At 74.1% G+C, this 6,977-nt stretch carries 4 protein-coding genes; 2 read left to right on the top strand and 2 right to left on the bottom strand.

Annotation, left to right across the window (positions count from 1 at the left end; all coding sequences use genetic code 11):
• Together ACSNOH_RS32355 and ACSNOH_RS32350 are read right to left on the bottom strand one after the other, a co-directional pair.
• Positions 1-659: exonuclease domain-containing protein (locus ACSNOH_RS32355; RefSeq protein WP_436725020.1), on the bottom strand; the 659-nt coding region annotated here is incomplete at its 3' end.
• Positions 660-764: 105 nt separating this feature from the next.
• Positions 765-2,006, bottom strand: a complete 1,242-nt coding sequence (locus ACSNOH_RS32350) for an SAV2148 family HEPN domain-containing protein (protein ID WP_436725019.1) — start codon at positions 2,004-2,006, stop codon at positions 765-767.
• 437 nt (positions 2,007-2,443) lie between these two features.
• Between ACSNOH_RS32350 and glgX the strand changes: the two genes are divergently transcribed.
• Both glgX and treY read left to right on the top strand, forming a co-directional pair.
• Positions 2,444-4,570: a glycogen debranching protein GlgX gene (gene glgX / locus ACSNOH_RS32345; RefSeq protein ID WP_436725018.1), complete on the top strand. Its 2,127-nt coding sequence runs from the start codon at positions 2,444-2,446 to the stop codon at positions 4,568-4,570.
• Positions 4,571-4,702: 132 nt separating this feature from the next.
• Positions 4,703-6,977, top strand: a 2,275-nt coding sequence (gene treY / locus ACSNOH_RS32340; protein ID WP_436725017.1) for a malto-oligosyltrehalose synthase, incomplete at its 3' end; no start/stop codon positions are given.

The following is a 6,977-nucleotide window of genomic DNA, read 5'->3' as shown; positions in this document are numbered from 1 at the left end:
CACCCCTCATACCCCCGTGCCCACTCCGCGTACCAGCGGATCTGGTCGGCGTGGAGGTCCCACGGGGACGCCGCGGCCACGTCCGGATAGCGGTCGGCGAGGGCGCAGGCGACGCGGACCGCCGCGAGGGCGTCCGCGCCCGCCTCGTGGGCGTCGTCCAGGGTGACGCCGTAGACGCGGCAGACGGTCTCCAGGTTGCGCTTGCCGCGGCGGTAGCGGTCGAGGGCCCGGTCCATGGTGAGCGGGTCCACGACGGGGCCGGTGGCCGCCGCCGTGCCGGCGCCCTCCGCGGCGAGCCGGTCGCGGAGCGAGGGCAGGCCGTGCCGCCGCAGCTCCGCGGCGAGGATCGTCAGGTCGAACGCGGCGTTGTAGGCGACGACCGGCGCGCCCGCCGCCCAGTGGCCGACGAGGATGCCGGCTATCTCGTCGGCCACCTCGCGGGCGGGCCGCCCGAGCGCCGCGCGCTCGCTGGTGATGCCGTGGATGGCCGCGGCCTCCTCCGGGACGGGAACGCCGGGGTCGGCCAGCCACTCCCGGCGCCCGATCGGCTCACCGCCCTTGGTCTCGACGACGGCCGCCGTGACGATCCTGGCCTCCGCCGGGTCCGTGCCCGTCGTCTCCAGGTCGAAGCCGATCAGCAGCTCCTCGTGCCACCCCATCGCGGTTCCCCCTTCGTGGTGCTTCCCCCGACTGGTTCCCCAGCGTCGCACGCCCCACTGACATCGCCCCCGGACGGGCACGCGCCGGCCGCCGGCCGGCGGGCGTCACGACACCGGCCGCGAGTCCGTCCACACGCTCTCGAACTCCTCGCGGTAGGTCTCGAAGAGCCCGTGCTCCGGCTCGCGCCCGTCGTGGACGACGGAGCCGCCGCCGCGCAGCACCAGCACGGGCGACTCCATGCCGCGCGCCTTGCGCAGGTAGGACTGGACGACGGCGAGGCCGTCCGGGCCGTCGCCGTTGACGAGGTAGGCGGTGAAGCGGGGCGTCTCGTCGAAGACGCGGATCTCGAAGGCGGCGGTGTCCCGCAGCCGGTCGCGCACGCGCCGCATGTGCATGATGTTCATCTCGACGGACCGGCTCATCTCGCCCTTCTTGAGGCCCAGCTCCCGCTCGCGGCGCCGCACGGCGCTGCTGGCGGGGTTGAGGAAGAGCAGGCGGGCCCGGCAGCCCGCCTCGGCGAGCCGGACGAGCCGGCGCCCCGAGTAGTTCTGGACGAGCAGGTTCAGGCCTATGCCGACGGCGTCGAGGCGCCGGGCGCTGCCGAAGAGGTCCTCGACGGGCAGCTGGCGCTGCAGCCGGACCCGGTCGGGGTGGACGCCGACGACGTCGGCGTAGCGGTCGCCGACGATGTCCTCGACGGCGTCGACGGGCAGCCGGTCGGCGGAGCCGGAGCCCGAGCCGCTGCCGCCGCCGAGGATGACCAGCAGGCGGCCGGCGGCGCGCTCGGCCTGGGCGAGGACGGTCTCGGACAGGGCGCGGTTGCGGGAGACGACGTTGCGCGTGACCTCCAGCTCGTCCAGCGCCAGTTCCAGCTCGCGCCGGTCGTCGAGGTAGGGCTCGAAGCAGGGCCAGTGCTGGACGAGGAGCTCGCGCAGCTGGGGCAGGGTGAGGAAGCTGAGGACGTTGTCGTCGGCGGGGTCCAGCAGGTAGCCCTTGCGGCGGCTGACCTCGCGCACGGCCACGGCCCGCTGCACCCACTCCTGCCCGGCCGGGCCGGCCGCGGCGACGACCCACTCGTCCTCGCCGTGCACCGGCTCGTAGACGGGCCGCAGCACGGCGGCCACGACGGCGCGCAGCCGCTGCTCGACGAGGTTGAGCCAGATGTAGGCCCGCCCGGCGCGGCGTGCGCGGGTGCGTACCTCGCTCCACGCCTCGGTGTCCCAGTCCAGCGCGGCGCCGATCTCCACGGGACGCGCCAAGGACACGGCGCCGGGAGGTGTGTCGGCCGAGCCGTCACCCCCGGGACCTCCGTCTCCAGGGGGCAGCTCCAGCCCGCCCGAGCTCACAGTGCACCGCCCTTCCGCCCCCGTCCAACGATCAAGGCAGACTACTGTGCGGGCGGGAGCCCCTGCACCCGGACGCGGCCGGTCCTCCGCCAACTCTCCCGTTGCGGATGCCTGTTGTCCGCGGGCCCGGCGCGCGGAGTGAGCCGTTTCATAGCGGCGGGGGCGCAAAAGGCGCGGTGAGGGCCGTGCGGGCGCGCGGGCGGGCGCGGCGGCGAGGGCGCCCCGCGGCCCGCGCGGGCGGGTGCCTTCCGCGGCCGGGGGTCGCCCGGGTCACCCGGTCGGACGAGCCGAAGAGAGCGGTGACGACGCTCCTTTTGGGGAAGATCTGGCGAAAGGGCGGCCCGTCGGCTCCGATTGGACGAGGATGCCGCTTCGGCCCGTACGCGCGCGTGACCACCGGTGAAGAAGACCGGGACGACGGAAGAACGGAAGAGTCGATGCAGGTCTGGCCGGGACAGGCGTATCCCCTCGGCGCGACGTACGACGGCGCCGGCACCAACTTCGCGGTCTTCTCGGAGGTCGCCGAGCGGGTCGAGCTGTGCCTGCTGCACGACGACGGCTCGGAGACGGCGGTCGAGCTGCGCGAGAGCGACGCCTTCGTGCGGCACGCCTATCTGCCGGGGGTGATGCCGGGTCAGCGGTACGGATTCCGGGTGCACGGCCCCTACGAGCCGGAGCGCGGTCACCGCTGCAATTCCGCCAAACTGCTCCTGGACCCCTACGCCCGGGCCGTGAGCGGGTCCGTCGGCTGGAGCGAAGCGGTCTACGGCTATCACTTCGGGCGCCCGGACAAGCGCAACGACATGGACTCCGCGCCGCACATGATGACGTCGGTCGTCGTCAATCCGTACTTCGACTGGGGGGACGACCGCCCGCCGCGCACCGACTATCACCGCACGGTCATCTATGAGGCCCATGTGAAGGGCCTGACGATGCGCCACCCGGCGCTGCCGGAGGAGATCCGGGGCACGTACGCGGCGCTCGCCCACCCGGCGGTGCTGGAACACCTGACGGAGCTGGGCGTGACGGCCATCGAACTGATGCCGGTCCATCAGTTCGTCAACGACCACCGGCTGGTGGACGCCGGGCTCGCCAACTACTGGGGCTACAACACCATCGGCTTCTTCGCCCCGCACAACGCCTACGCCTCCTGGGGCGACCGGGGCCAGCAGGTGCTGGAGTTCAAGTCGGCGGTGCGGGCGCTGCACGCGGCGGGCATCGAGGTCATTCTCGATGCGGTCTACAACCACACGGCCGAGGGCAGCCACCTGGGGCCGACGCTGTCCTTCCGCGGCCTGGACAACGCCTCGTACTACCGGCTCGCGGAGGACCCGCAGTACTACATGGACACCACCGGCACCGGCAATTCCCTGCTGATGCGCAGCCCGCACGTCCTGCAGCTCATCATGGACTCGCTGCGCTACTGGGTGACCGAGATGCGGGTGGACGGCTTCCGCTTCGATCTGGCGGCGACGCTGGCCCGCCAGTTCCACGAGGTGGACCGGCTGTCGTCCTTCTTCGACCTGGTGCAGCAGGATCCGGTGGTCAGCCGGGTGAAGCTGATCGCCGAGCCGTGGGACGTCGGCGAGGGGGGCTACCAGGTCGGGAACTTCCCCCCGCTCTGGGCCGAGTGGAACGGCAAGTTCCGGGACACGGCGCGGGACCTGTGGCGGGGCGAGCCGGCCACCCTGGCGGAGTTCGGCTCGCGCCTGACCGGCTCCTCCGACCTCTACCAGGGCGACGGACGCCGCCCGCTGGCCTCCATCAACTTCGTCACCTGTCACGACGGCTTCACCCTGCACGACCTCGTCGCGTACAACGACAAGCACAACGAGGCCAACGGCGAGGACAACCGCGACGGCGAGAACCACAACCGGTCCTGGAACTGCGGGGCCGAGGGGGAGACCGACGACCCGGGAGTGCTCGCCCTGCGCGAGCGCCAGATGCGCAACTTCATCGCCACGCTGCTGGTGTCCCAGGGCGTGCCCATGCTCAGCCACGGCGACGAGTTCGCGCGCACCCAGCGCGGCAACAACAACGCCTACTGCCAGGACAACGACGTCTCCTGGGTGCACTGGCCGCACCCCGGCGACGCCTCCTCCGCGCGCGCCCGCCGGATGCTCGCCTTCACCCGCGCCATGGTCTGGCTGCGCCGCGACCACCCGGTCTTCCGGCGCCGCCGCTTCTTCCACGGCCGGCCCGTGCAGGGCACACACGACGAGCTGTCCGACATCGCCTGGTTCACCCATGAAGGGGAGGAAATGCGGGACAGCGACTGGCAGGCCGCGCAGGCGAAGTCGCTCACCGTCTTCCTCAACGGCGGGGCGATCTCCGAGCCCGGGCCGCGCGGGGAGCCGGTCGTCGACGACTCCTTCCTGCTGATGTTCAACGCGCACGACAAGCCGCTCGACTTCGTCGTCCCCGCCGACCACGGCAGGCAGTGGCAGGTCGTGGTGGACACGGCGAGCGCGGAGGGCGTCGAGCCGGACGGCCCGAAGGTCCGCGCGGGAGACCGGCTGACCCTGACGGACCGCAGCCTGAAGGTTCTGCAGCGGCCGGTGTGATGCGCGGGCACGTCCTCCGCCGCGGCGGCGATGTGCCACGACGCGCCGGAACGGCGGTGCCGGACCCACCGTACCGGTGGCCCCGCACCGAAGCCGGCGGCAACCACGCGCCAAGTGGGTACGTACGTTCCTATGAGGCCACCGCACCGCACCGTGCCGACCGCCACCTACCGGCTCCAGATCCAGCCCGCCTTCCCGTTCCGGGCGGCCGAGGAGGCCGTGCCGTACCTGGCCTCCCTCGGGGTGTCGCACCTGCACCTGTCGCCCGTCCTGGAGGCCGTCCCGGGCTCCGCCCACGGCTACGACGTGACCGACCACTCGGCCGTACGGGCGGAGCTCGGCGGCGAGGAAGGCCTGCGGTCGCTCGCGCGCACCGCCCGGGAGCACGGCCTCGGCCTCGTCGTGGACATCGTCCCCAACCACATGGCCCTGCCCGCGCCCGCCACGCTCAACCGCCCGCTGTGGGAGGTCCTGCGGGACGGCCCCGCGTCACGCTACGCCCGCTGGTTCGACATCGACTGGGCCGAGCACGGCGGCAAGGTCCTGCTGCCCGTCCTGGCCGCGCCCCTCGGCGCGGAGCTGCCGCGCTTCGCGGTCGCGGACGGCGCGGACGGCACGGACGGCACCGGCCCCGTCCTGCGCTACGGCGACCACGCCTTTCCGCTGCGTCCCGGCACCGAGCGGCTGCCGCTGCCCGAGCTGCTCGACGCCCAGTGGTACCGGCCCGCCTGGTGGCGCCTGGCCCGCACCGAGCTGAACTACCGCCGCTTCTTCACCGTCTCCGACCTCATCGCCGTCCGCGTCGAGGACCCCGAGGTCTTCGCCGCCACCCACGCCAAGGTCGTCCAGCTGCTGCGCGAGGGCGTGATCGACGGGCTGCGCGTCGACCACCCCGACGGCCTCGCCGACCCCGCGGGCTACCTCCACCGGCTCGCCGAGGCCGCGGACGGCCGGTGGACCGTCGTCGAGAAGATCCTCAGCAGCGACGAACAGCTGCCCGCCGGCTGGCCCGTCGCCGGCACCACCGGCTACGACGCCCTGCGCCGCCTCGACGGCCTCTTCCTCGACCCCGCGGGCGCGGCCGCGCTCGCCGCCCGCTACCGCGCCTTCACCGGCCTGCCGCCCGACCGCGGCGGCGACTGGCCCGCGACGGTGCGGCGCGCCGCGTACAAGGTGATCACCCACGAGCTCGCCGCGGAGTCCGAGCGGCTCGTCCGTACCGCCGCGCGGATCTGCGAGGGCTCCCACCGGCTGCGCGACACCGCCCCCTGGGCCCTGCGCACGGCCCTGCACGAGATCCTCGTGCGGCTGCCCGTCTACCGCCCGTACGCCGTGCCCGGCCGCCCGGTGGCCCCCGCCGACGCCGCCCTCCTCGACCGGGCCGCCCAGGACGCGCGCGGCGCCTTCGCCGTGCCCGAGGAGGCGGCCGCCGCCGAGGTGATCCGCGACGCGGCGCTCGGGCGCCTGGGGCAGGGCCCCGACCAGCGGGACTTCTGCGCACGCTTCGCGCAGACCGCCTCCGCGCTGCGCGCCAAGTCCGTCGAGGACACCGCCTTCTACCGGCACGCGCCCCTGCTGTCCGCCACGGAAGTCGGCGGCGACCCCGGCCGCCCCGCGGTCTCCCCCGAGGACTTCCACGCCTACTGCGCCCGCCTGCAGCGCGACTGGCCGGCGACCGGCACCGTGCTCTCCACACACGACACCAAGCGCAGCGCCGACGTGCGGGCCCGCATCGCGGCGCTCAGCGAATGCCCGGAGGAGTGGGGCGACCTGATGGAGCGGCTGGCGGCCGCCGAGCCCTCCGCGCCCGACCCGCACACGGCGTGGCTGGCCTGGCAGAGCGCGTTCGGGCTCGGGCCGGGCGGCGGGCCCGCCGACGCCTCCCGCCTCGTCCCGGCCGTGCTGAAGAGCGTGCGCGAGGCGGGGCTGCGCACGACGTGGACCGAGCCGGACGCGGCGTACGAGGCGGCGGTGGAGGCGTTCGTCGCGGAGGGCCCGTGCGGGCGGCAGGCCGGTGCCGCCCTCGCGCCCCTGGAGGACGCGCTGCGGCCGTCCGTACGGGCCAACACGCTCGGCGCGGCCCTGCTGCACCTGACCATGCCGGGCGTCCCGGACCTCTACATGGGCACGGAGCGCTCGTACGCCGCGCTGGTCGATCCGGACAACCGGCGGCCGCCGGTCTTCTCCGGAGCCCCGGCCGGTACGGAGGGGCTGTCCGCCGAGAAGCTGCACCTGACCCGCACCGTGCTGCGGCTGCGCCGCGAGCGCCCCGAGTGGTTCGGCGCGGGCTCCTCGTACGAGCCGCTGGCGGCGGACGGGCCGGCCGCGGAGCACGTCGTGGCGTTCGCCCGGGCCGGAGAGGTGGTCGCTGTAGTGTCGCGGTTGCGGCGGCGGCTCGTACGAGGAG

It is taken from the genome of Streptomyces sp. URMC 127 (genome assembly GCF_051386535.1).
Lineage (GTDB): Bacteria > Actinomycetota > Actinomycetes > Streptomycetales > Streptomycetaceae > Streptomyces.
The sequence above is the reverse complement of the archived record's forward strand: the minus strand, read 5'-3'. Positions and strand labels throughout refer to the sequence as shown.

Bases quoted from the DNA above. Each gene is read 5' to 3' on its own strand.
- glgX (WP_436725018.1), top strand. From the start codon at position 2,444: ATGCAGGTCTGGCCGGGACAGGCGTATCCCCTCGGCGCGACGTACGAC.